Source organism: Rhodococcus sp. B10 (assembly GCF_011770055.1).
Classification (GTDB): Bacteria; Actinomycetota; Actinomycetes; order Mycobacteriales; family Mycobacteriaceae; genus Rhodococcoides; species Rhodococcoides kyotonensis_B.
The window spans coordinates 1-2,518 of the sequence record NZ_JAAFYV010000070.1 but is presented as its reverse complement, the minus strand read 5'-3'; the positions used below and the strand labels follow the sequence as shown (position 1 = coordinate 2,518).

The window sequence follows — 2,518 nt, the reverse complement described above, 5'->3', positions numbered from 1 at the left end:
GGTGCAGGCGGGGCGGGAGGCGGCGTCGGCGCGGGGGTCGAGACCGGCTGCGCCGGCGCGGGTTGTGCGGCGGGCTCGTCGTCGACGCTGACTCCGTGATCGGTGACGAGGGCGGCGAATCCACCGGCATATCCCTGGCCGACGGCGCGGACCTTCCACGCGCCTGCGCGCCGATACACCTCGAGCGCGATGACGATGGATTCACTGCTCAGGCCGTCGACGGTGTAGTGGAACAGCGGCGTGCCCTGCCCGTCGGAGACGAACGCCGTAGGCGGCGCGGAACGACCGAAGTTGCTCGACGCGTCCTCCAGCGTGATGACGGCGCGGATCTGCTCGATGTCCGCGGGGATCTGCGCCAGCGAGATGGCCAGCTGCGCGGGTTGTCCGGCTGCGCCGGGTACGAGGCGAACGCCGGGGCCCTGCGGCTGGTTGAAGAACACGAAGTCGGCGTCGGAGCGGACGTTGCCGGTGGAGGTGACCAGCAGGGCCGACAGGTCAGCGGGTGCGGTGAGCTGCACCGACACGATCACGTCACTGGCGGAGATCGGTCCGTTCTGTCCCTTCACCAAGGGCTGACCGGCGGGAGCAGACAATGTGTGTCCTTCGATTCGAGTGGGATAGCGGATGGCCTCCTCCAATGTACTGGGTCGATTTGTCCGATTGCTCGTGCTCAGTCGCGGACGGTGAACAGCTCGCCAGGGCTGCAGTTCAACACCCGACAGATGGCGGTCAGCGTCGAGAACCGAATCGCCTTGGCCCGGTCGTTCTTCAGGACCGAGAGATTCACGACGCTCACTCCGGCCAGACGTGACAGCTCGGCGAGCGTCATTCCGCGGGCGTCGAGAACTTCGCCGAGGTGACAAGTGATCAGGTGGTCGGGGGCGTCACCCATCAGACGAGGCCCTCGGTGTCCTCGGCGAGTCTGGCGCCCTGCTGCATGGCGACGAAGACGAGTTGAAGGAAGAACGCAATTCCGAGCGCTGTCCAGACGCTTACGACCGAGCTCGCCGAGTCGAACGTATCCAGATCGAGTGCACCGATAACGGAATTCGTGCCGAGACGCCCGAAGATGCCCGGCACGATCGGGTAGGCGACGACCGCGACACCCACCATGAGCAGGTTCGAATTGGCGCGCTTCGTGAAGGGCTGCCCGGTCAGCACGTCGACGGTGAATCGGTAGAGAAACAGCAGGCCGAACAGCAGTACGACCATCACGGCGATGGGCTGGGCGTATCCGCAGAACGTGACGAACCCCTGCAGGTGGCCCAGATCAGATTTCGCGACGGTGATCTCGACGATGTTTCCCGGCGTGAACTCGGCACCGAACATCGGGAGGACGGGTTGCTTGTCGTTCGCCTCGAGTACGGCCCCGACCGTGGTGGAACGATGAAACTGCACGACGTCCCATAACGCCCACAACACGATCGCCGCCGCGAAGAGGCCAGCGAGCAGTCTGTTCTGGCGGACCAAGCCGGCAAATCGGTTCTCCACGACGCCTCCATATCGACAATCGATAACAACGACTATCGATAGGGTATCGAAAATCGATGGGGTGTCAACGGGTGACGTCGTCGACTGCGCGCCTCACCTCGTGTTCGAGATCCGCCGGGGAGGCGGGAAGAATGCTGACGATCGATCCGTGCCGGACGATGTAGCGTCCGTCGCCGTCGATGTCGATCCAGTGGAAGCCGGCTGCGGTGTCATCGGGGCGTCCGTCGATCGACGCACCTCTGCAGATCAGAATTTCGCCCGCACTCGACTGGGGACGGCCGAGAAGCTGGTCTGCGCGCTCGCGGTCCGATGTGCGCGTCGCAGCACGCACCATGGCCTCGTTCGAATCCGTTTGTCTCCGAACCACGTCGAGCCGTGGCGAGTCACCCGAACCGCAGACGGGAAGAGCCCCCAGGACGAGACGTGCCGCGTGACGACTGTCGACGAGCGTGACCGTCACGTCGTGTCCGGTCGCGTCGTCGACGCCGGGATCCTGGACCAGGACGACGCCGACGTCGTGCTGCACTGCGGCGTGCGCGCGAACCTTCTCCGGCTCGGGTCCACGCCGTCGGTGGTGACCGACGACCTCGATGCGGTACGTCGGATCTACCAGGACACGCAACGAGACTCGAAGATCGTCGTCGAGGGCCGACGCCGCCAGGACATCGGCGTCGTGTTGTTGCCGGGCGTACTCCTCCGCCGACGCGACGAGCGGACGGAACTGGAGCGGAAACGGCAGTCTGTCCCGACCGACGCTGCGCATCAGGCTCCGGAACTCGAGACCGCGAAAGACCCACTGCCGCTCTATCATTCGCCGAGTACCGGCGGCGCGACCAGGGGAAGGGTGCCGATCAGCTCGTCGCCGTTGATCGCGTCGACGAGGTAGCCCGGAGTCTTGTGAACGTCGTCGCCGTCGGTGCCGCCTCTACCCGCGCCGGGTGCCATCGCGCCCATACCCGGAGCGCCGGGACGCCCGTGCGCCGTCGTCGCACCTGCGACGCCGCCTGCGCTGCCGCCCGTCCCGCCC

General features: G+C 66.0%; 4 protein-coding genes and 1 pseudogene. All 5 read right to left on the bottom strand.

Annotation, left to right across the window (positions count from 1 at the left end):
• A partial coding sequence (locus tag RhoFasB10_RS25635) for a TerD family protein (protein ID WP_167679303.1) occupies nt 1-569 on the bottom strand: 569 nt, incomplete at its 3' end.
• Nucleotides 570-670: 101 nt separating this feature from the next.
• Nucleotides 671-892, bottom strand: a complete 222-nt coding sequence (locus RhoFasB10_RS25630) for a helix-turn-helix transcriptional regulator (RefSeq protein WP_114330024.1) — start codon at nt 890-892, stop codon at nt 671-673.
• Nucleotides 892-1,491, bottom strand: a complete 600-nt coding sequence (locus tag RhoFasB10_RS25625; RefSeq protein ID WP_167679301.1) for a hypothetical protein — start codon at nt 1,489-1,491, stop codon at nt 892-894. Before RhoFasB10_RS25625 ends, RhoFasB10_RS25630 begins: the two co-directional genes overlap by 1 nt.
• Before the next feature lie 64 nt (nt 1,492-1,555).
• The gene (locus tag RhoFasB10_RS25620; protein ID WP_277345910.1) at nt 1,556-2,302 is read right to left on the bottom strand and encodes an ESX secretion-associated protein EspG; all 747 of its coding nucleotides are present in this window, start codon (nt 2,300-2,302) and stop codon (nt 1,556-1,558) included.
• Nucleotides 2,299-2,518 (bottom strand): annotated as a pseudogene (locus RhoFasB10_RS25615) (hypothetical protein); the annotation flags it as partial. The gene RhoFasB10_RS25620 and the pseudogene RhoFasB10_RS25615, both read right to left, overlap by 4 nt.